The organism is Mesorhizobium sp. WSM4850 (assembly GCF_055811735.1).
On the sequence record NZ_JBVVPV010000029.1, the window covers coordinates 33,770 to 55,433 of the forward strand.

Genomic DNA, 21,664 nt, shown 5'->3' on the forward strand with positions numbered 1-21,664 from the left:
GAGATCTAATTAGCCACCGCCAAGAGCTTCTTTGACAGGAATACCGAACCGACCATGAAATCGTCCTTCAGCCTACTTCAGAAACAGTCTCTTGCGGCATCGCCTCAACTCATCGAGTCGATTCGCCTGTTGCAGCTGACGCATGCCGAACTGCATCAGTTCGTGGACCAGGAGCTCGAGAAAAATCCGCTTCTGGAGCATGCGCCAAACGACGAAGGGTGGTCTGGCGAGGTTGAAGGACCGAACTGGGCAAGGTCCCCGGACCTGCCCAGGCAAGGGAAATCCCAGCTCAGCACGACGAACACCACGCCGGGCGAGCGTCCTGCCTACGAGGAGTTTGTCGCCTTAGCGGAAACGTTGCACGACCATGTCGCTCGTCAGATCTCCCTCACCGCCTTCACACCGCACGAGCGGCTGATTGCTCATCAGCTTGCCGGGCATCTGGATGACACTGGCTATCTTCGGGTAAGTCCTTCGGACTTGGCTGACACCCTAAACGTCGGGCTGGCCCATGTGGAACGGGTGCTGGGCGTCTTGCAGCACCTCGATCCACCGGGAATTTTCGCACGATCGCTCAGCGAATGTCTCGAGATACAGTTGCGCGAGCGAAACCGGTTCGACCCGGCGATGGCGGTTTTGGTTGCCAACCTTGAGATGCTTGCGCGACGCGATTTTCAGACATTGAAGCAGCGTTGCGGCGTCGATGAAGAAGATCTTCTCGACATGTTGCAGGAAATCCGTGCGCTTGACCCCAAGCCTGGAAACAGATTCCAGTCGGGAACGCCGGAATGCGTGATACCGGACGTATGGGTCCTGCGCTCGCCAGGAGGTGGATGGCAGATCGAACTTGATCCGAACACGCTGCCCAAGGTGCTGATCAACCAAAGCTATGTCGCGGAGGTTTCCTGCCGAGCCGCCAAAAAATCGAAAGACATGACATTTCTCAATGAATGCTTGCAAAACGCGAACTGGTTGATCCGCAGCCTCGATCAGCGCGCCAAGACGATCCTTAAGGTTGCCACCGAAATCGTGCGCCAGCAGGATGCCTTTCTGGAATATGGCGTCGCCCACCTACGGCCCCTCAATCTCAGGACGGTCGCCGACGCGATCAACATGCATGAGTCGACTGTAAGCCGGGTGACCTCGAACAAGTACATGGTTACCCCACGCGGCGTGTTCGAACTCAAGTATTTCTTCACTGTCGCGATCGCCTCCTGTGAAGGCGGTGACGCGCACTCCGCCGAAGCTGTCCGCCATCGGATCAAAGCGATGGTCGCCGAAGAATCGCTTGATAACATGCTTTCTGACGATGACATCGCTGACCGGCTCAAGGAATGCGGCATAGATCTCGCTCGCCGCACGGTCACCAAATATCGCGAGGCGATGAACATCCCCTCCTCCATACAGCGGCGCCGGGAAAAGCGCTTGTGGCGGGACGGCGATCAAGGCCTCAAGGCCTCGTGACCAAAAGCGGCCCCTAAATCAAATGTGACGCGTTCTTCACATTTGCCCTCCTCCGGGCCGAAGCAACCGTCGAAATCGCTACATTCCCGGCAATTGGGCGCAGTGCATAGCAAAAACCCTTCGGCCTCACAGAGTTTGCGGTAAAAGTACTTCTTCCATTTCATGTTTTGGGTATTGCCGGCTGCAAGCATCGGGAAATGGGTGGCAAGCAGGCGGTTGAGCTCGGCCCGATTGAGAAGACCAAGATCCTGCCACAGATGGTCATCGCGCATGGCGCGCCGGGCGACGATCTTAGCGAAGCGCGCGCTCGCCGGGTCGCTCGGCCGGGCATGCGCCAGCAGAAGGCCGCGCAGAAGTTCTTCCTCCATGCCCCGCTCAGGATCGCTGACGTCTTCCAAGGCTAAGGCCGCCATAGCGGTTGCGGACAAACCCAGGGGCAGGACCTCGCGCAGCTCGGCAAGGGACAGCCCTGTTGACTCCGTCGCTGTCGCTTCGCCAGCCTCGACTTCCTTGAGCGCACACGAGAGAACGCAGGCAAGAACATGCTCGTCGAACCCCCTCTCCGGCTCGATGCTGGTGGGCCATTGGCCGGCGCCGACACATGCGTCTTTCTGTGCGGACATGGTCCCGTTCTCCTGGTTTGTTTTCGCGATGCAGCGGCCCTGCCGAGAGCACATGGGTCCGACTACGGGCACGCGCCGGCGCGGGCTCAACCCCAATACAGCGGGCCGCGGGTCGACCGCATGACCAAGCTGGCCTTCGAAGTCACCGCGCTAAACCATGACCCATAGCGTTGTTGATGGGGGGATGATCCGGTCTCCCCCAGTTCGGTCTGGCAGCATTGTCCCTGGTCGAAATCTCTCAACTGGGTCCGTAACGCGATTGGACAGTTTCAGGATCGATGAGGGGGCTCTGCCAAGCTCCAGCAAATCGATACCACCGGCGTCCTCGGTGCGCTCACGGTTTCAGACCAGAGCGTTGCCGCTCTCACGCGGGGGTTCCTGCCGGCCCATCTTTCCCTTGCAGGTGGCGCGGTGGCGTTGGAAGTTTCACAGTCCGTAGTCATACTGATGCGGTCCCAAGGTTGTGATGGCACTGTCATGAGAAGCAATGCGGCGCTCCCCGAGCGCATAGACAGGATCGTCCGGATACGGTGCTCCAATCGGCTGTCGCGTGCCGAAGCGTTCTGCCTCCAGGACCAAGGATGGGATCTGCTCCTCCAGCCAGTCATAGACAACGGTCCGTTCGGCAATCCGCCACTCCCCTTCCCGCTTTTGAAACAGATCGCAGTAGCGCCCGCATAGAAACATCTGACGCACTTCTCCGTCTTTGTCCGGTCCGCGTTGCAGCGCGGTGAAATAGCTCTCGACTGCGGCCTCTGCCGGGTTGATGAATTCGACAAGGATGTTCGTGATCTGATGGATGTTGCGCGGTCCGGTCTTGAAGACGCCGAGCGCAAACCGGATGAAGCCCTCTGCCGAGCCGCAATAGGCCCCGTGATTGTCATGTGCATCTGGCCAGTAGGCGCTGCGCAGTGCCGCTTCATCGGCACGGTCTATCCCGCGGCAATACCGATAGAGGCAGTCGCGGATCGCCTCGCGGTCGAGCAGTTCGACGATTTTCGCTTGGCCCGTCGGGTCTGCCGCAAATTCGGTGGTTCCGACGTGTTCCGGGACCTCTGTCTTCGGTTTGAGGGTGGCCTCCGAAGCGATTCGCGCAGCGGGTGGATCGTCGATTTCCAGCGCAAGTTCGGGGCAGGATCGCACCCCATCCGACGCAAGCAGTTGCTCCGCGTCCGCAACCTCGATATCACCGGGGAGGATGTAACCCGCCTCATCCAGCTTGAAGACTGCCGGCGCTCGCGCCGCGCATTGCGCATGCCCCTGACATCTGGCTTGGTGAACGATGATGCGCAAGGCGACCTCCAACGTCTGTGCCCCAGCTCAGGCCGGGCTAGGTTTAGCCCCACTCCAGGATCAGATTTTCAATCCCGAACAGTTGGCCGCCGTGGGTGATGGGTGCTGTTCCCTCCTTGATCCGAAAGGGCGGCAGGCGCGCCAGCCACTCCTCCAGGCCAATGACAATTTCCCGGCGCGCGAGATGTGAACCAAGGCACCGGTGGGGACCATAGCCAAAGGCGGCGTGGCGGATGCCTTCTCGGGTCAGATCGACCGTGTTGGGAGATTCGAATTCCGCCGGGTCACGATTTGCAATCATCGTGGCGCAGGAAACGAAGTCCCCCTTGCGGATCGGCGCGCCTTCGAAGTCGATATCTTTCCGTGCGACGCGGATCAAATGAACGGTCGGAAAGGCACGCAGCAGTTCTTCGGCTGCGCGCACGATCCGGTCCGGTTCTTTTCGGAGCAATTCCTGATCTTCCAGTTTTCGCGCGAGATAGGCCAAGTCAAAGCCTATGGCTGTAGCGACCGTGTCGAGCCCCGCCACCAAAACGAGCACGCCAATGCCACGGACCTCCTGGTCTGTCAGCCCGCGGCCCTCGACCTGCGCCTGCACAATGAAGCTCATGAAATCGTCGACGGGCTTGTTGCGGCGCATCGCCGCCAGCTCGTCTATGAACGCTACAATCGTCCGAGCCGCCGCCGGCCGTCTGACATCATCGCCATGGAGCAGATCTTTCGCCCAGGCAACAAACGTCTCAAGACGGTGCTCCGGCAGTCCGATGAAGCGAAGGAAGATGCTGACCGCGAAAGGAAAGGCGAAATCCTTCATGACATCGCAGCTTGTTCCCGACGAGGCGATCCTCGTGATAAGCGATATCGCTCGCTCGCGGATGGCGGGCTCCAGTTCCGTTACACGCTTCGGCGAAAAGAGCGGATTGAGCAATGAGCGAAAGACTGCATGGGAAGGGGGATCGAGTTCGAGCGGGATCGTCGGCCAGTCTTCGCCCAGTGCAGATGCGAAGACGTTGCGATGACTGGAAAAGTTTTCGGTCTCCTGCAGCACCCGGCGCTGATCTGCGGCGCGAGTGATGACCCAAGCACCCTGCCCGGTACGCGTGTTCCAGGGCGAATAAAAGATTCGCGGTCCGGCATGCACGCAAGCGATTGCTGCGTGGGGGTCGCCGTTGGGCGCCGGAGACATGCCTGGCGAGGAAAAAAGGCTGAAGTCGCCCACCATTTCCGGCGGGACATGATCTGGAACCGGGTTGGTCGCCATTTGGTTCTCCTGCGTTCAGGCGTTTACGCTCGGTTGAGATCGCAAGGCTGTTCGTCACCGCTGAGCTCCGCGCGCACTGCCGACATCGCCTCCGATGACAACGTCGAGCAAATTGCGTGCCGAATAAGCGCACCATTGGCGCTGCTCATATCTCCGTTGTAGCTGCCCTTCTGAGGCTAACCTTGGTACGAATTTCGACATTCATGACTGTTCCAGACACGACAAGGTTTTGCAGAAAAGAATGCTAGCGAGGAGCCGAGTGAAGAGGCTAAGTATCGAACGAGGTCACCTGCGAGAGAGGGTGTAGCTCGGCGGTAGCGAAGCCGCTCGCGAGCGCGCCCTCCACGAGCGCTGTAGATGCTATGGGCGGCGGCGAGCGTGTGGCACCCTCGACGCTGTTGAGCAGCTACCTAAGGAGCGCCCCATGTCACCATCCTTTGATGCAAGCAAATCCCTTACCGCCCTTGATCAGGACAGCACGTTGGTCGCAGTGATTGAGATGAGCCAGACAAAGTGGCTCATAGCTGCGACGGTCCCTGGCTTTGAACGTAACCCTCTCAAGAAGCTCGATGCCGACCCGGATTCGGTGTTCAGGCTGTTGCGCCGCTGGCGCAGCGAAGCCATCCAAGCCGGGCGTGAAGTCCGGCGCATCGTTGTCGCCTATGAGGCTGGACGCGACGGCTTTTGGTTGGCGCGCTGGCTCCAGGCGCGCGCTGTCGAAGCTTATGTCATACATCCATCGAGCGTCGCGGTTTCCCGTGAACATCGGCGTGCCAAGACCGATCGCCTCGATACCGAACTGCTGATGCGCGCCTTTCTTGGCTGGCTGCGGGGCGAGAAGCGCCACTGCAGCATGGCAGCCATCCCAACCATCAATGAGGAGGAGGCCCGCCGTCCGAACCGTGAACGAGACAATCTCGTCCGCGAACGTACACGGATCGTCAACCGCATCAAGGCAATCCTCGCTCGCTTCGGCATTCGCGCCTTCAAACCCAATCTGCGCAAAGCTGCCGAGAAACTGGAGGCTCTGCATACGGCGGAAGGTATGCCCCTACCGGAACGAAGCCGAGCCGAGTTGCGCCGTAATCTCGGACGGCTTCACCTGTTGCGTGAACAAATCCACGAGATCGAACAGGAGCGGTTGCGGCAGCTCTCGGTGGTTCCGGACACGGAGAAGGGTCCGCTCGCGATGGTTCGCCTTCTTGCGCGGATCATCGGTGTCGGTATCGAGACTGCGGACATGCTGGTGAATGAGATTCTCTCACGCGGCCTGCGTGATCGGAGAGCCGTCGCCCGCTATGCCGGACTTACCGGGGCGCCGGATGAGAGCGGCCAACGCAGGCGCGAGAAAGGTCTTGCGCGGGCCGGCAACGCTCGCGTCCGCTACGGCATGATCCTACTGGCTTGGCGGTTCCTCCAATTCCAAAAGGACAGCGCGCTGGCGCACTGGTTTTGCGCGAGAACGGCCGATGGCCGTGGCGGTACGCGCAAGACAATGATCGTGGCTTTGGCGCGCAAGCTACTGATTGCCTTCTGGCGACTTGTCACGACCGGCGAGATCCCGACGGCGAGATCCCGACGGGAGTAGCCCTGCGTCCGGTATAAAGCATGGAGGAGGGTTCGACAGGACGAGCATTGAAGTTTGGCAGCTGCAATAGCGTCTGCCGATAACGATCCGAGGTGGTGGTGATCCCGGCCGCTCACATGGCTTACGACGCCGCGCTGTAGAATGGGCCCACCGCCCGGAGCTTCGCCGCCGATGCGTATGGCTGCATCATGGTTTTTGATCCGCGAGGATCAACCGCATACAAGCTTGCGGCGCGTTTACGGCGCCGGATGGCGAGCTCCCCTCGGTTTGCAAGTTATAGACCTCTACGAACAGGCACCTGCCGGCTCAATGTAACGCTGCCGCCGTGCTCGTGACCATCAAGGGCAAGTCGCTTCGCGATGGCCAAAGGCCCACCCTTGACCGTCACTGCGCGCGGCGCCCCCAATGAACCCCGGAGCCAAAGCAGGAACAAATGGGGCGCCACAGCTGAACAAGGAGACGGAACGACTGAAAGATCACCTTGACAAAGATTAGCCCATACATGCGAGCGAGCGGCTTTGCGGTCGTCATCGATACTTCGTCGGTAAGGTCGGGTTGCTGACCCAACTAATTCGAAGGACGATCGATGACCGACGGCATGGTGAACCTGCGCGCTCGTGGAGAAGGCTCCGGATCCCGATCTCTTGCGCGAGGTGATTTGTATGCGGTCGAGCGCCTGAGCGAGTCGGAGACGGGGCCGCGATCGGCCGCGCCTATGGCAAGAAGAGGGCCCCACGTCCGCCGGCGCCGAGGCCATCAGGGCGCCCGCAAATAGCTCACTGCGGAGATCGGCAGCCCCAATTCTTCTGCGTCAGGATCACATCGGCCTGGCGAGGCGATCGCCTCGTGGGGGTATCTGCTGGTAGCCGGAGAAATCCTCGACCGCACTGGTCGCATCGGCAACCTGGCCGTTGACTGCTGTGTTGCTGCTCTTGGCAAGAATCTAGCCGCGCTGAGCCGAGAGCGCGAACAGGATGCGCTAAGCGTTCCTTGATAATGCGGGCTGCTTTCGGGCGTGTTCAGCTTTGCATCCGTCTCGGACGTTACCTTTTCGAGCTTGGCATGAGACGCCGAGGGCTCTTGCCGGCGAAGGATCATTCGAGATGCCTTTGTGGAGGCCGTCCTCTGGAATCTTGACGGAGGGACCAATCGACTTCACTTCGAGCAATTCCTCCCGCCCGCTGCCGTACATCTGGGATGTTGGACAATCGACCGACAACACACCCGTCCGGGCAGCTGACGCATTTGCCTGCATTGAGTAGCTTTACCGCGGAGTTCAGGTTGTGGCTCATCGCAACGGGAGCAATGATGGCGATCCTCGCCAAGCGCGGTGGCCCTCGGGAATGGCGCCGTCGATCGAGGTGATCCTCGGCGGGCCGCAAAAGGCAGCTGTGCCCTCGTTGGCCTCGGCAGGCAAAGCGGTGGTCAGCAAAATCCAGAGTAGCGGCGCATGCCGAGCGAAACGGGAATCGATATGCATCGGCCTCACCTCAAGCGGCGGTTGAACGGGGAATGCGCGGCAGGTTCTCGGCCAGTAGCCGCCAGTCGTGGCGCTCGGGTTCGCCTTCCTTGCGCGTCCCGAAGAACTGGACGATCATCTTGCCATTGGCGCCATAGGCTTCGAGTGACGTGACGTGACCGTCCCTGGTCGGCTTGCGCACGGCCCAAACCTCACGGATGTGGTGGGCCCTGAGATGCAGGTGGAAAGTCTCGTCGAGCACATTGATGCAAGGCCCGATCTGCTTGACCGACTTGATAGGGCCGGAATGAATCTGGATGCAGCCACGATTGCCGACGAAGCACATGATCGGCATCTCGTCCTCGGCCGCACGATGGAACATGGCGCCAACGGCAGCATTGTCGAGCAGCCAGGCGTAATCCTGGCCGACCATGCGCACCGCCTGGCGGCGGCTGAGGTTCAGGGCCTTCAGCATGCCGAAGAACTGGTGCACGTCGGTCAGCCGACTCCAGTGCTCCCGCAGGTCATCGACTGTAGCGGCTTGGTCCGCAATCTTTGCGAGGTTTTCGGCTGACCTCCCCTCAACCGACACGATCGGCTCCTGGTTCGAGGATTGGAGCTCGTCTGTCAGTTTTTGATAGGCATAGAGGTTGGAGGACGACCTCAGATGCACCTTGTGCACTGCCTCGCCTGCGGCGTCGAAGAATTGCAGGCTGCGGTGGATCTCCCCGCCATCGCGTGCCTCGACCGCAAAGCCGTGCGCCCACACGTTCGCGAAGATGCGCAAATCAATGTCCTTGCCGAGCACCATGGCGTGACGCTTTCCGGTGAACACCTTATCGTAGATGCCTATCTTCTCATGCACGGCACTGGCATTGCGGGTCAGCGCCATCACCTCGCCGACCGCCTCGAGACCGGTCAGCATATCATTAACGCGTGGCTGGATGCGCACCGTGCCAAAACCGCAATGTGCCGCGGAAAGCTCCGCTTCCGAAATGCCCAATTGGGCGGCGAGATCGTGGTCGCGGATTTTGGGGCTGTCTTCGCGTGCCCGCCGGATTCTCTCCGGCGACGGTTTCTCGTGCTGGTGCATGTCTTCACCCCTGCTTGCGCATACTGTCGGTAGGGCGTCTTCGCCCTCGCCAAAAAAGAGCTCAAAAGTCGTGCCAATTTCTCGAAGCGTCTCGGAAGCCCGGCTTACGAGCCAGTTCAGAGGGAACTCGAGCCCACCCCCCTGTGGCGGTCTCGACAAATCCGACAATGCTGTCGGTTGCCCAACGCCTTCGCGGCAACAGCCGAACCAGAATCGTGGCCGCGTTGGCGATGTCGCACTGTCCGGAAACGGTTTTTCCCATTGGCACGGTCCATGCACGGTGATGCCCAAACCGTCACGCACTGAGGAGAAACGAGCAATGATTACGCTCACCGACAAGGCCGTTGCCGCCGTTAAAACCGCTCTTTCCGCCGCTAGTGAGCCGGCAGAAGGCTTTCGTATCAAGGTCGAGGCCGGCGGCTGCTCCGGCTTCAAATACTCGATGGGCCTGGAGAGCGTCCCGCGCGAGGGCGACGCGATCATCGAGACAGATGGGATCAAGGTGTTCGTAGACGCCGGCACCCAGCCGCATGTAGCCGGCATGGCCGTCGACTTCGTCACGGGTCTCGAAACCTCCGGCTTTGTCTTCGACAATCCGAATGCGAGCGGGAAGTGCTCCTGCGGCAAGTCCTGTAGTTAATTGCCGAAGAAGGAGAGAGTGCGCCTGAGGTGAGCTTGTCGGTGCGATGGCGGCCCAATCTGCGCCAATTTGTGGGGCACCTGCACCGCTTCTGGATCGTCTCCGCCAGCAACGGCATGCGCAAGGCTCGATGCGACCGGGTTTGCGCCTCCCTTCCACTCCATTGAGGACCACAGCCCATGAAAGTTGTCTATCTCGACAACAACGCAACGACACGGGTCGATCCTGAAGTCTTTGAAGCGATGTTGCCGTTGCTTACGGATCAATTCGGCAACCCTTCGTCGGCGCACGGTTTTGGCGCCCTTGCCGGTGCCGCGTTGAGAAACGCGCGGCGCCAGCTGCAGGCGCTGATCGGCGCGGAGTTCGACGACGAGATCACCTTCACCTCGGGTGGAACGGAAAGCGACAATGCTGCCATTCTTTCGGCGCTCCAGGTGATGCCTGACCGAACAGAGATTGTGACTTCCGCCGTCGAACATCCGGCCGTTCTGACGCTCTGCGCGCATCTCGAGGAGACGCGCCGCGTCAAGGTGCACAGGATCCCGGTGGATTGCCAGGGCCGGCTCGACGTTGACGCTTACCGGGCTGCTCTCAGCCCAAACGTGGCAATCGTCTCGATCATGTGGGCCAACAACGAGACTGGTACGATCTTCCCTGTCGCCAAGCTCGCCGAATTGGCCAAGGAAGTCGGCGCCCTTTTCCACACTGATGCCGTGCAGGCAGTCGGCAAGTTCCCGATCGACCTGAAATCAACCGCCATCGACATGCTGTCGCTCTCCAGTCATAAATTTCATGGACCAAAAGGGGCCGGCGCACTTTTCGTCAAGCGCGGCGTGCCGTTCCAGTCCCTGATCAAGGGGGGTCACCAAGAGAGCGACCGGCGCGCGGGCACCGAAAACACGCCCGGCATAGTCGGGCTCGGCATGGCCGCCGAACTCGCCTTGAAATTCATGGATGAGGAGACCCCACGGATAAAGTGGCTCCGCGACCGGCTGGAGAACGGGCTTGTCCAGCATGTCCCAAACAGCTTCATCAACGGCGATCCCCTGGAGCGCTTGCCGAACACCGCAAACATTGCCTTCGAAGGTTTTGAAGGCCATGGAATCCTGCATCTCCTCAACCGCGAGGGTATCGTCTGTTCCTCCGGGTCCGCCTGCACATCGGGCTGTGCGGAGCCAAGTCACGTCCTGAGGGCGATGAAAATGCCACATGGGGCGGTCCGCTTCTCTTTCGCGCGTGACAACGGACAAGAAGAGGTAGACCGGGTGCTAGAGGTCTTGCCTTCAATTGTGGAGAAGCTGCGCGACGCCCACAGTTCCGGGTCGAATATACGGAGCGCCGAAGGCCTTCAATGCGTACCAGGTCTCAGCGGCAGATGAACCGGCGTCCATTCATGAGCGGTCGGGTCTTTCTCAAGGATACTACCCTGCGCGAGGGCGAGCAGGCATCCGGCGTTGCCTTGACGGTGGCGGAAAGCTTGCGATCGAGATCGACGCAATTTGCGCCGTGGTCGCACGGAGTGTTCCGGTGCGGTTCACGGCAGGGCGCCGGATGACCTCACGGGATTTCCATGCATCAGTCGAGAGCGGCGTCCGTGCCCTCAATCTGTCGTTGCCTGCATCGGATTTCCAGCTTGCCACGAAGCTGGGGCTAGTCCGGGAAGGAGCGCTAAAGCTCATCGAGCATATGGTCGGGCGCGCGGCCGCCAGCGGCTTTTTCCTCGCCCTGGGCTCTGAGGATGCTTCGCATACCAACCAGGACTATCTCGCCCGCCTTATTAAGACGGCGGCGCGCGCCGGCGAAAGCCGCGTCAGCCTGGCCGATAGTGTCAGCGCCCTCGATCCCTTTTCGACCTTCGAGCTTGTCACCCCGCTCGCAGCGAAGTCTCCCGTCGACCTCGAATTCCATGCGCATAACGATCTCGGCCTCGCTACCGCCAACACGGTGGCCGCGATCCGCGCCGGCGCGCGCCATGCCTCGGTCGTCCTTGGAGTCGGCGAGCGCGCGGGCAATGCCGCACGCGAAGAGTTGGCCGCCGCGATGGCTGTCCTTCAGGATGCAGATACCGAAGTCGGCCTCACCGCATTGCCCCCCTTGGCGGCCGAGGAGACCTCGGGCGGGGCCGAGCGCCAGGTCGAGGGCCAATCCGGAGACAGTCGAGCCCATCCCGCTCGGGCCCTGCGGGCCCTTGCGTCAGCCCACCTCGCTCGCTTCCAAGCGGGGCCGGCTGCCTCCATGGAGATCGACCAGTTGTACCGCGCGCCACGTCCGGCCTCGGCACCGGAGGCAGTTGTGTCGACCAGGCGATTGCCGCGCTGGCTCAGCGCATTCGTTCATCAAACCGCGGCTTTCGGGGCTGCATGTCGAATGTGCGACCAACGCACCAGAACCACCGTTTCCGACAAAGGGAGAACGCAATGAGTTGTTCCGCTGACAGCAGTTCCATCGACGTCACCAACATCCTCACGCGACTGAAAGGCCTGTCGTCCGCGGAGGAGTTCTTCGCTGTCCTTGGCGTCTCGTATGATCCGAAGGTGCTCAATGTCTCACGGCTCCACATCCTCAAGCGTGTGGGCCAATACCTTGCCGGGGAAGATTTCTCCGGTCTGCCCGACCAGGTGATCGCCGCGCGCATGCGCGCCATGCTGGAACGCGCCTACGAGGAGTTCGCGCTTTCCTCGCCGCTCACGCACCGGGTTTTCAAGGTGCTCAAAGATCACAATCCGAACAAACCTCACACGCCAGGCCGCACATTCGTTCCGTTCGACTCCGTCCTGAAGCGGTTCGGCGAATAAACGCTACATAGTTGCGACGCGACAATGTCGACAAGCCAACAATTCGGGCACCGAAACCGGGGGGCCTCAGAAATGATCAATGGAATTTAAAAGGAAAGACGCTCGCAAAACACTTGGCACGAATGATGCAAACAAGAACTCGCACCGCCAGCTCGCCTCGGGATAACAGCATAGAGAACGCCAATGCACATTGTCGTCAGCATCAAGCAGGTGCCGGACTCGGCACAGATACGGGTCCATCCGGTGACGAACACCATCATGCGTCAGGGTGTGCCGACCATCATCAACCCTTACGACTTGTTTGCCCTGGAAGAAGCACTCAGGCTACGCGACGCTTATGGTGGGGAGGTCACAGTGCTCACTATGGGTCCACCCATGGCAGAGGACTGCCTGCGCAAGGCGCTCGGCTACGGCGCCGATCGCGCGGTGCTTTTGACCGACCGCTATTTTGCCGGTTCTGACACGCTGGCCACCTCCTTTGCTCTTTCCCAGGCAATCGCGAAGATCGGCGAGACGTTCGGCACACCGGACGTGGTCTTCACGGGCAAACAGACGATCGACGGCGACACCGCCCAAGTCGGGCCCGGCATCGCCAAGCGTCTCGATCTCCTTCAACTCACCTATGTCGCGAAAATCGCCTCCATTGATCTTGCTGCAGGCGAGATCACGGTCGAGCGCCGTTGCGAGGGCGGCACCCAGAAGCTGAAGAGCAGGCTGCCTTGCCTCATCACCATGCTGGAAGGCACAAACGAGATGCGCCGGGGCTCGATCGAAGACGCGCTTTGCGCCGCGCGCAGCCAGATTGTGAAATGGAGTGCGGCCGAGGCCGGCATTGAAGACCTCACCAAATGCGGCTTGCGTGGCTCGCCGACGGTCGTCAAACGCGTTTTCGCCCCTAGCGCCCGTTCGGAAAAGGCGGAGCAAATTGAGACCGCCGAAAAGACGCTGCGCGATACCGCAGACGAACTGATTGGTGCAATCTTCACCCGCCAGCCGGCGCTGGAACCGGAACTCGCCTTCGAGGGCGCGTGACGGCAAGGAGCAGACCATATGTCGAGCACGAACTCAGACACCCCTCGCCAGCCCCCCGGCCGTGCCGGGATGAAGAAGGAGCTTCCTGAGCGTTTCAGGGACTATCGGCATGTCTGGGTTTTCATCGAGCTCGAACGTGGCCAGGTCCACCCGGTATCTTTCGAACTGCTTGGCGAGGGCCGCAAGCTGGCGGACAAACTTGGCGTCCAGCTCGCGGGCGCTGTGCTCGGACCCCCGGGAGAAGCGACCCAGAACGCAGTCGCCGAGGCCTTCGCCTATGGCGCCGACCTCGTCTACTTCGTTGAGGCGCCGGTGCTCGCCGACTATCGCAATGAGCCTTTCACCAAGGCGATGACAGATCTGGTTGCTACTTACAAACCCGAGATCCTGCTTCTCGGTGCAACCACGCTCGGCAGGGATCTCGCCGGTTCCGTCGCAACCACCTTGCTGACAGGGCTAACGGCCGACTGCACCGAACTTGACGTGGATGCTGACGGCTCGCTCGCCGCGACTCGCCCGACTTTTGGCGGTTCGTTGCTATGCACGATCTACACGCTCAATTACAGGCCGCAGATGGCGACGGTGCGACCGAGGGTCATGCCGATGCCCCAGCGGGCCGACAGAGCGATCGGGCGTGTCATCCCTCACAAGCTGTCGCTAGCCGAGGATGAAATTGTCACCAAGGTGCTAGGATTCCTTCCGGACGGCCAGTCGGGTATCGCCAATCTCGCCTATGCGGATGTGGTGGTTGCGGGAGGGCTCGGTCTCGGCGGAGCGGAGAACCTGCAGCTTGTGAAGAGTCTCGCGCGAGTGATAGGCGCCGAATTCGGCTGTTCGCGGCCGCTGGTCCAAAAGGGCTGGATGTCGGCCGATCGGCAGATCGGCCAAACAGGCAAGACAATCCGGCCGAAGCTTTACATAGCGGCCGGTATTTCCGGCGCCATCCAGCACCGCGTTGGAGTTGAGGGAGCCGATCTCATCGTGGCCATCAACACCGACCCGAACGCGCCGATTTTCGATTTCGCTCACCTCGGGATCGTCACCGATGCGGTCCGTTTCCTGCCCGCGCTGACCGAGGCCTTCACCCGGCGGCTGTCACCGCACAGTCGCGACAAGCTTGCGAGCTAAGGGAGATGGAAATGATCAACGAAGAGTTCGACGCCATTGTCATCGGGGCCGGCATGTCCGGGAACGCAGCTGCTTACACTATGGCAAGCGACGGCTTGAAGGTACTCCAGTTGGAGCGAGGTGAATATCCGGGCTCCAAGAACGTCCAGGGCGCCATCATGTACGCGAACATGCTGGAGAAGATCGTCCCGGATTTCCGGGATGATGCACCGCTCGAGCGGCATCTGGTTGAACAGCGGCTCTGGGTGATGGACGACACCTCCCACACCGGGATTCACTATCGGTCGGACGACTTCAACGAGGTGAAGCCCAACCGCTATACGATCATTCGTGCCCAGTTCGATAAATGGTTTTCGCGCAGGGTGCGCGAGGCCGGCGCGACGGTTCTGTGCGAGACGACGGTGACGGAACTCGTCCGTGACGCCAAGGGCAAGGTGATCGGCGTCCGCACGGACCGGGCCGGCGGAGCGATCTACGCGGACGTAGTTGTTCTTGCAGAAGGTGTCTGCGGGCTGCTTGGCACGCGGGGCGGTCTTCGCAAGATGCTGAAACCGGAAGCGGTGGCGCTCGCAGTAAAGGAGATGCATTTCCTGCCCGAAGAGGTCATTGAGCAGCGGTTCGGCGTCAAAGGGAGTGAAGGCTGCGTGATCGAGGCAGTCGGCACGATATCCCACGGCATGGCCGGGCTCGGATTCCTCTACACCAACAAGGAATCGATCTCACTGGGCATCGGCTGCCTCGTCTCGGATTTCGCCGCGAAGATGGAGAGCCCTTACGCCCTTCTCGATGCGCTGAAAAACCATCCTTCGATCCGGCCGCTGATCGCCGGTTCGGAGGTGAAAGAATACGCGGCGCATCTCATTCCCGAAGGTGGCTACAAGGCTATTCCGCAGCTCTTTGGCGACGGTTGGGTCGTTGTCGGCGATGCCGCGCAATTAAACAACGCCGTTCACCGCGAGGGTTCGAACCTCGCCATGACCTCCGGTCGCATTGCGGCTGAGGCTATCATACAGGTGAAGAGACGCAACGATCCAATGACCAAACGGAACCTCGCCCTTTACCAGACGATGCTGGATAAATCCTTCGTAGTCAAAGACCTGCGGAAATACAAAGACATGCCAGCTTTACTCCACACTAACGCCTGCAATTTCTTCACGACCTACCCGCGGTTGATGTCGCAAGCCGCGCAAAACTTCATGCGTGTCGACGGCACGCCAAAGATCGAAAAGGAAAAGGCGACCACGGCAGCCTTCATCAAGGCGCGCTCGCGGTTGGGGCTGGTCAGCGACGCGATCCGCCTGGCATTGGCGTGGCGGTGAGGCACTGATGACATGACGAACCCAGGGACAGAATTACGTGTCGAAGACAAGCTTTACCAGAACCGCTATCTGGTGGACTCCGGCCGTCCGCATATAAAGGTGCGACCGCACAAGCAACCAAGCGCGAATCTGCTCGCGCTGACCCGCGTCTGTCCAGCGAAATGCTATGAGTTGAACGACAAAGGTCAAGTTGAAATCACCGCCGATGGCTGCATGGAGTGCGGCACCTGCCGCGTTTTGTGCGAGGCCAGCGGGGAGATCGAATGGAATTATCCGCGTGGTGGCTTCGGCGTCCTCTTCAAGTTCGGATGATCGGCTTTGGCACCGTTTCGGCGGGTGTGCACCTGTGTACTCCCGAACTCGCGACAAAGCGCAATCTTGCCGGCACCATCTCGCCAAATTGCGGAGCGAGTGAACTTCCTGAACTGATGAAAAGGCACTTGGGAGGAGCACCCTGACCACAACCGCTGAGGTCTTTCCATGGCTCACATATCCTCGGATCGGGTCAACGAAGCAGGACGTCGAGACACCTTCCGCAAACCCGCCAGTGATGGGATGTTCGAAGCAGATGACTGGCTCAGGGGAATCTACGAGGTGTCGAAGGCGCTGACGGCTCACTCCCGGCTAGAGGTTACGCTGGCCAATGTCGCGAACACTCTCCCGTCGTTTGTGCAAATGCGTCATGGAGCAATCTTTGTCCTGGACTCTGAAGGTGAGCCGGAGATCGCCGCGAGTGCCGGCAGCGGCCCATCAGGCACTCACCCCATCATACCAAAGGCCGCAATAAATCAAATCGTCGCTACGGGCACGCGGCTCGTCATCGCGGACCTCAGCACGTCCGAGTTGTTTCAGGCCGACCTTCAAACACGTCCTGGTGTCAGTTCCCTCCCGATGGCCTTTATCGGCATCCCGGTTAAGGCTGAGGATAGGATTCTTGGGACGTTGTCGATCGTAAGAGACAGCGCAAACGGGTCCCGCTACGATGAGGACATCTGCTTCCTGACGATGGTGGCCAACCTCGTCGGCCGCACTATTCGCCTGCATCGCGGCTTGACTTGGGATCGTGAGCGGCGCGTCGATGAGCGCTGGACAGCGGAGAATTCGTCCGATGAGGACCGGACCGACCCCGTCCCGCATGCGCCCGTCAAGATGGATGGGATCATCGGGGAGAGCCCCGCACTCAAGCAGGTGCTCGAAACCGTCTCCATTGTAGCAAGGACGAATTCCACCGTGCTCCTGAGGGGCGAGAGCGGCACCGGCAAGGAGTTTTTCGCGCAAGCCATACATAGGCTCTCGCGCCGGCGGAGGAAGTCTTTCGTCAAGTTGAACTGCGCCGCACTGTCGGAAAGCGTTCTGGAGTCGGAGCTGTTCGGACATGAGAAAGGCGCCTTCACAGGGGCAATTTCCCAGCGCGCCGGCCGTTTTGAACTGGCAAACGGGGGAACGCTGCTACTCGATGAAATCGGCGAGATTTCACCTGCATTCCAAGCCAAGCTGTTACGTGTCTTGCAGGAAGGCGAACTGGAGCGTGTTGGCGGTACCAAGACGCTGCAGGTCGACGTGCGACTTATATGCGCCACCAACAGGGATCTCGAGTCGGCTGTCGTAAGCGGCGAGTTCAGGGCCGACCTTTATTATCGCATCAATGTGGTGCCAATCATCCTGCCTCCGCTCCGAGAGCGACCGGGGGATATTCCTCGCCTTGCGAACGCCTTCCTCGAACGATTCAACAAGGAGAACCATCTCGAACTCGCCTTCGCGCCGTCGGCGCTTGAGTTTATCTCGCAATGCTACTTCCCTGGTAATGTCCGCGAATTGGAGAACTGCGTGCAAAGGACGGCCACGCTAGCGCGTTCAAGGACAATCGCTCCATCAGATTTTGCCTGCAACAATAACCAATGCCTATCTTGGCTCCTCTGGAAAAGAGCTGATCATTCGCACAGCGGCAATACCGGCAACCAGCGCTTTCGAAGCAATATAATGCCCGCCGGATTGCCGATGCCGGCCGGGCGCTTCGGCGCCCCGCAGGATAACGTGCGACCCCATACTGCCGACCCTGCAAACGATCCCGCTCTCCCTGCAATAGGCCCGCGCCTGACGGAACGCGATCGGCTGATCGGCGCGATGGAGAAGGTCGGCTGGGTTCAGGCCAAGGCCGCCCGTGTCCTCGGCGTTACGCCGCGACAGGTCGGATATGCTTTGCGCCGACACGGGATCGAGGTGAAGAAGTTCTAGCGTTCTCATGAGGTGGAGAACGAGAACACTGCGCCAGCTACGCGAAATGTGTCGGAGCCCGGGCCAAAGCTGCGCGAGTGTGTGATGCTGTCACCCCTTCATCACCCGCCCTTGCCGACGTCTTGCCGATGGCAGAAAGGAGTCACCCCACTCTCCTGAATCGGAACTATGCAGACCCAAGTGAGCAGTGGCAACTTCACCGCGGACGAGCTCGCCGTCGCCGAGACCGACATCCTCGTCGGAAGACCGGTCGGGAGTTGTGCCGAGGGCGATCACGGCCGAGCGGTCGACGCGGGATTTCTATCTTGAACTGATGTCCGGCCGGGTCGTCTTCCTCACCTTCTAACATAGTCCTGTTAGAAGTCCGACAAAGCTATGTCGGAGCAACTCCATGCTATCCGACGCGCAAAGCCAATTCGTGAACTAGCGCCACCTTTTCAGTTGGCATTGCTCTTGCGCTTCAAACCGCGACGTTAACCCGTAACGGAGCCGTTCAATGGCCGCACCGGCGATTTCAGTTGAGAGCCTGACCGGCGCGAGGGTCTCCGACCAGTTGCTGGTGAGCGCCAAGTCGGGTGGCTGTGCATCTTCCTCCTGCGGATCGTCGACAAGGCCGGACGATGTGGACCCGGCCATCTGGGACAAGATCAAGGATCACCCGTGCTTTTCAGAAGAGGCGCACCACTATTTCGCGCGCATGCACGTCGCCGTCGCGCCGGCCTGCAATGTCCAGTGCAACTACTGCAATCGCAAATATGATTGCGCCAACGAAAGCCGGCCCGGGGTTGTTTCGGAAAAGCTGACGCCCGATCAGGCAGTCCGCAAGGTGATCGCGGTCGCCAATGAAGTGCCGCAGCTTTCCGTGCTTGGGATCGCCGGACCGGGCGATGCCTGCTACGACTGGGAGAAGACGAAGGCGACGTTCGAACGCGTCGTCAGGGAAATCCCCGACGTCAAGCTCTGCGTCTCTACGAACGGGCTCGCGCTGCCGGACCACGTCGACGAGCTTGCCGACATGAATGTCGATCACGTGACGATCACGATCAACATGGTCGATCCGGAAGTCGGCGCAAAGATCTATCCCTGGATCTTTTACGACCATCGCCGCTACGTCGGCACCGAAGCCGCCAGGATTCTGCACGAGAGGCAAATGCTGGGGTTAGAGATGCTGAGCGCGCGCGGCATCCTCACCAAAATCAATTCGGTGATGATCCCTGGAGTGAACGACCAGCACCTGATTGAGGTGAATAAGTGGGTCAAGCAGCGCGGCGCGTTCCTGCACAACGTCATGCCTCTGATTTCCGACCCGGCGCACGGCACGCACTACGGACTGATCGGGCAGCGTGGCCCAAATGCAATGGAGATGAAGGCTCTTCAGGATCGTCTTGAAGGCGGCGCCAAGTTGATGCGCCACTGCCGGCAGTGCCGGGCAGATGCCGTCGGCCTGCTGGGTGAGGATCGTGGCCAGGAATTCACGCTCGACCAGATTCCCGGCGAGCTCACCTACGATGCCAGCAAGCGCGAAGCCTATCGGGAGCTGGTCGCGGACGAGCGCCGTGATCACCTCGCGGCCAGGAGCGAAGCGATCGGAATGGTCAAGACAGCGAGCTCCGGCAAGTCCCTCCTCGTCGCGGTGGCAACTAAGGGCGGCGGCCGCGTCAACGAACACTTCGGCCATGCCAAGGAATTCCAGGTGTACGAAGCCTCGCCGATGGGGATCAACTTTGTCGGTCACCGCAAGGTTGAGCAGTATTGCCTCGGGGGTTGGGGCGAGAACGCCACTCTCGACGGCGTCATCGCTGCGCTGGAAGGCATAGACGTCGTGCTTTGCGTTAAGATTGGAAATTGCCCCAAGGATCAGCTCGCGGACGCCGGTATCCGAGTAACCGACGCTTACGGCCATGATTACATCGAAACGGCAATCAGCTCGATTTACGCCGCCGAGTCCGGCGTCCAGGCGCTCGCCGCGACGGCCTGAACCCATCTCATTTACTCGAATCAGGAGTCAAAATGGCTTTCAAGATCATCGCATCCCAATGCACACAATGCGGCGCCTGCGAATTCGAATGCCCGTCGGGTGCGATCAAGTTCAAAGGCGAAAGCTACGTGGTCGAGCTGCAGAAGTGCACCGAATGCGAGGGAGCTTTCGACACGCAGCAATGTGCTTCGGTGTGTCCTGTGCCGAAGACCTGCGTTCCTGCCTGAGTCCACTGGGTACCCACACAACTGGCTGCCCCTGCGCGCCTCAGGAACCAAGGAACCGCCATGCGGCTCGCACGCGAACAGGAGGTGGAAATCCGCAGACCTCCCCAATTTCAGCCGGGAGAGCGGGTCCGTGCCACTCGTCACATAAAGAACGACGGCACCTATCCTGGCAGGGAGATCGGCGAAAATCTCGTGCGCAAGGGCGAAGAGGGTTATGTGCGCGACATTGGCACGTTTCTACAGCAGTTCTTCATCTACGCGGTCGAATGGATCGACCGTGGGACGGTCGTCGGCATGCGAGCGCGTGAATTGACGAGCCTCGACAAAGCCGACGCTCCCTGCAGTGCCGAAGAAAACGCCAATAAAGGAACGGCCGCATGAAAGTAATGATCCGCAGGACCGAGGCCGGGTTGTCGGCGTATGTCCCGAAAAAGGATCTCGAGGAGCCGATTATCAAGTTCGAGAACCAGGACCTGTGGGGCGGGGTCGTAACGCTCAGGAACGGCTGGCGGCTCCTCCTTCCCGATCTTCCGCCGCATACGCGTCTGCCGATCACCGTCGAGGCAAGGAAGCTTTCCGACGGGGACTGATGCCGCCCGTCAATGAGAGGCATCAAGAGGAAACGAGCATGAACACGATCCCGACCTCGGGCCACCTAGTCGTCGTCCGGGACAGTTTTGCCCGAAAGCTGCTTGAGCTGGCCAGACGAGCGTTAGTCTCCGATCAGGTGATACCGTATCTCGGTCCGGGTCTCCTCCGGCTCAGCTCTGCTGAGCCGCCTGTGCCGTGTACCCCCGAAGCCGTTGCCGAGGCACTCAACACGCGGGCGCCAGCCCCCTCGAAGATCCGCACCAATATGTGGTCGGTCGCGCAGTTCATTGAACAGCGCCGGCATCGCCGCACACTTCAAGCTTGGATGACTGATATATTTGCGGGGCCGGCGGCGCCGAGCATCCTCCACGCCTGGCTCGCAAAACTCCCGCTCTCCCTCATCATCGACAGCTGGTACGAAGGCGCCATGCGCGCGGCGCTGGCAGAGGCTGGCCGAACCGACGTCGTCGAGATACAAGGCGTTACGCGGGCGAACGAAGTTGGCGACATTTGGACCAGAACTTACGACTTGTCGGGAAGGGAACTCGAGGCTGGAGCAGCGACGAAGACGGTTCTCTATGCGCCACATGGCAGTATTAGGCCGGCCGCAAATTTCCTCATCGCCGATTCCGACTATGTCGAAGCCCTGACTGAAATCGATATCCAGACGCCTATCCCTGACGTGGTCAAGGAACGACGCGTCGACCGGGGTTTTTTCTTCGTCGGCTGCCGCTTCAATGATCAGATGCTGCGCACTTACGCCAGGCAGATCATGAAGCGCTCAGAAGGCCCTCGTTACGCGATAATGGACGGGCAAACGCTGACCAGAAACGAAGCCCGTTTCCTTGCGGCAAGCGGAATCACGGTGATCGACATGCCAGCGAGCGAAGCCGTGGCGCAACTCGCCGGATCAGCATCTTGAGCCGATGGTGGCCAGG

General features: G+C 60.3%; 20 protein-coding genes and 1 pseudogene. 16 read left to right on the forward strand and 5 right to left on the reverse strand.

Annotated elements, in window-relative coordinates; genetic code table 11:
- Window positions 1-54: 54 nt before the first annotated feature.
- The gene (gene rpoN, locus AC0L2Z_RS23520) at window positions 55-1,464 is read left to right on the forward strand and encodes an RNA polymerase factor sigma-54 (RefSeq protein ID WP_473480587.1); all 1,410 of its coding nucleotides are present in this window, start codon (window positions 55-57) and stop codon (window positions 1,462-1,464) included.
- Here the strand turns inward: rpoN and AC0L2Z_RS23525 are convergent.
- The 4 genes and pseudogenes from AC0L2Z_RS23525 to AC0L2Z_RS23540 form a co-directional block, all read right to left on the reverse strand.
- Entirely contained in the window at window positions 1,443-2,087 is a 645-nt protein-coding gene (locus AC0L2Z_RS23525; RefSeq protein ID WP_473517687.1) for a nitrogen fixation protein NifQ, read from the reverse strand. The genes rpoN and AC0L2Z_RS23525 overlap by 22 nt on opposite strands.
- 426 nt (window positions 2,088-2,513) lie before the next feature.
- Window positions 2,514-3,083: a nuclear transport factor 2 family protein gene (locus AC0L2Z_RS23530; protein WP_473629470.1), complete on the reverse strand. Its 570-nt coding sequence runs from the start codon at window positions 3,081-3,083 to the stop codon at window positions 2,514-2,516.
- Between the two features lie 126 nt (window positions 3,084-3,209).
- Window positions 3,210-3,392: pseudogene (locus AC0L2Z_RS23535) on the reverse strand (ferredoxin); the annotation flags it as partial.
- A gap of 31 nt (window positions 3,393-3,423) precedes the next feature.
- Window positions 3,424-4,641 carry a cytochrome P450 gene (locus AC0L2Z_RS23540; protein WP_473629448.1) on the reverse strand — a complete coding sequence of 406 codons (1,218 nt, stop codon included), beginning with the start codon at window positions 4,639-4,641 and terminating at the stop codon, window positions 3,424-3,426.
- 424 nt (window positions 4,642-5,065) lie between these two features.
- On the opposite strand from AC0L2Z_RS23540, the gene AC0L2Z_RS23545 reads away from it, so the two are divergent.
- Entirely contained in the window at window positions 5,066-6,229 is a 1,164-nt protein-coding gene (locus AC0L2Z_RS23545; protein WP_473629449.1) for an IS110 family RNA-guided transposase, read from the forward strand.
- A gap of 1,490 nt (window positions 6,230-7,719) precedes the next feature.
- Here the strand turns inward: AC0L2Z_RS23545 and AC0L2Z_RS23550 are convergent.
- Window positions 7,720-8,781 carry a hemin-degrading factor gene (locus AC0L2Z_RS23550; RefSeq protein WP_473629450.1) on the reverse strand — a complete coding sequence of 354 codons (1,062 nt, stop codon included), beginning with the start codon at window positions 8,779-8,781 and terminating at the stop codon, window positions 7,720-7,722.
- A 319-nt stretch (window positions 8,782-9,100) separates the two neighbouring features.
- Here AC0L2Z_RS23550 and AC0L2Z_RS23555 point away from each other — a divergent pair, with 319 nt between their 5' ends.
- The 14 genes from AC0L2Z_RS23555 to AC0L2Z_RS23620 all read left to right on the forward strand — a co-directional run bounded on the left by AC0L2Z_RS23555 (window position 9,101) and on the right by AC0L2Z_RS23620 (window position 21,648).
- Window positions 9,101-9,421, forward strand: coding sequence for a HesB/IscA family protein (locus AC0L2Z_RS23555; protein WP_473517689.1), 321 nt, complete (start codon window positions 9,101-9,103; stop codon window positions 9,419-9,421).
- Window positions 9,422-9,600: 179 nt separating this feature from the next.
- Window positions 9,601-10,800: a cysteine desulfurase NifS gene (gene nifS, locus AC0L2Z_RS23560; protein WP_473629451.1), complete on the forward strand. Its 1,200-nt coding sequence runs from the start codon at window positions 9,601-9,603 to the stop codon at window positions 10,798-10,800.
- Between the two features lie 172 nt (window positions 10,801-10,972).
- Complete coding sequence (locus AC0L2Z_RS23565) at window positions 10,973-11,842, forward strand: beta/alpha barrel domain-containing protein (RefSeq protein WP_473629452.1); 870 nt, start codon at window positions 10,973-10,975, stop codon at window positions 11,840-11,842.
- Window positions 11,839-12,216, forward strand: a complete 378-nt coding sequence (gene nifW, locus AC0L2Z_RS23570) for a nitrogenase stabilizing/protective protein NifW (protein WP_473629453.1) — start codon at window positions 11,839-11,841, stop codon at window positions 12,214-12,216. Before AC0L2Z_RS23565 ends, nifW begins: the two co-directional genes overlap by 4 nt.
- A 183-nt stretch (window positions 12,217-12,399) precedes the next feature.
- On the forward strand, window positions 12,400-13,248 hold the full coding sequence (locus AC0L2Z_RS23575) for an electron transfer flavoprotein subunit beta/FixA family protein (RefSeq protein WP_473629454.1): 849 nt from the start codon (window positions 12,400-12,402) through the stop codon (window positions 13,246-13,248).
- A gap of 18 nt (window positions 13,249-13,266) precedes the next feature.
- Entirely contained in the window at window positions 13,267-14,376 is a 1,110-nt protein-coding gene (locus tag AC0L2Z_RS23580; RefSeq protein ID WP_473517693.1) for an electron transfer flavoprotein subunit alpha/FixB family protein, read from the forward strand.
- 11 nt (window positions 14,377-14,387) lie between these two features.
- Window positions 14,388-15,695 carry an FAD-binding protein gene (locus AC0L2Z_RS23585; protein ID WP_473629455.1) on the forward strand — a complete coding sequence of 436 codons (1,308 nt, stop codon included), beginning with the start codon at window positions 14,388-14,390 and terminating at the stop codon, window positions 15,693-15,695.
- 12 nt (window positions 15,696-15,707) lie between these two features.
- Entirely contained in the window at window positions 15,708-16,007 is a 300-nt protein-coding gene (locus AC0L2Z_RS23590; protein ID WP_473457739.1) for a ferredoxin family protein, read from the forward strand.
- A 168-nt stretch (window positions 16,008-16,175) separates the two neighbouring features.
- On the forward strand, window positions 16,176-17,930 hold the full coding sequence (gene nifA, locus AC0L2Z_RS23595) for a nif-specific transcriptional activator NifA (RefSeq protein WP_473629456.1): 1,755 nt from the start codon (window positions 16,176-16,178) through the stop codon (window positions 17,928-17,930).
- A 496-nt stretch (window positions 17,931-18,426) separates the two neighbouring features.
- On the forward strand, window positions 18,427-19,908 hold the full coding sequence (gene nifB, locus AC0L2Z_RS23600; protein ID WP_473629457.1) for a nitrogenase cofactor biosynthesis protein NifB: 1,482 nt from the start codon (window positions 18,427-18,429) through the stop codon (window positions 19,906-19,908).
- Window positions 19,909-19,940: 32 nt separating this feature from the next.
- Window positions 19,941-20,135, forward strand: coding sequence for a 4Fe-4S dicluster domain-containing protein (locus AC0L2Z_RS23605; protein WP_008878193.1), 195 nt, complete (start codon window positions 19,941-19,943; stop codon window positions 20,133-20,135).
- Window positions 20,136-20,195: 60 nt separating this feature from the next.
- Entirely contained in the window at window positions 20,196-20,516 is a 321-nt protein-coding gene (locus tag AC0L2Z_RS23610) for a nitrogen fixation protein NifZ (RefSeq protein ID WP_065011137.1), read from the forward strand.
- The gene (gene nifT / locus AC0L2Z_RS23615; RefSeq protein WP_040594248.1) at window positions 20,513-20,725 is read left to right on the forward strand and encodes a putative nitrogen fixation protein NifT; all 213 of its coding nucleotides are present in this window, start codon (window positions 20,513-20,515) and stop codon (window positions 20,723-20,725) included. The genes AC0L2Z_RS23610 and nifT overlap by 4 nt, the downstream gene beginning before the upstream one ends.
- Window positions 20,726-20,763: 38 nt before the next feature.
- Entirely contained in the window at window positions 20,764-21,648 is an 885-nt protein-coding gene (locus AC0L2Z_RS23620; RefSeq protein WP_077379108.1) for an SIR2 family NAD-dependent protein deacylase, read from the forward strand.
- The last annotated feature ends 16 nt before the right edge of the window (window positions 21,649-21,664 follow it).